General features: G+C 63.3%; 1 protein-coding gene. It reads right to left on the bottom strand.

The features are described from left to right. Window positions 1–283 (bottom strand): hypothetical protein (locus JYA52_RS01175; RefSeq protein ID WP_205651326.1); only part of this gene is annotated, 283 nt, incomplete at both ends.

Raw genomic sequence — 283 nt, 5'->3', positions numbered from 1 at the left:
TGAGCGGCGGTCTCCGTTCTGCCCGTGCCTGGCCACCATCCGGTGCGCCGCCGCTATCGAGAACGAACAATGCCCCGCGTCCAACATGCGGTAATAGGCCTGAGTGACCGAGAGATTCCCATATTCCTTGGAATTGAGCAGCCCCATAAACTCCTCGGTTTCGGCGGCGGTGATCCGGTTCGGGTAGTCCCGGTCGGCATGCGGAACGGTGATCCCCGCCGGGGGCGGAGGATTCAGATGCCGGTACCAGGACGTGCGATGCACACCTACCAACGCGCAAGCC

It is taken from the genome of Arthrobacter pascens, assembly GCF_017052465.1.
GTDB lineage: Bacteria > Actinomycetota > Actinomycetes > Actinomycetales > Micrococcaceae > Arthrobacter > Arthrobacter pascens.
The sequence above is the reverse complement of the archived record's forward strand: the minus strand, read 5'-3'. Positions and strand labels throughout refer to the sequence as shown.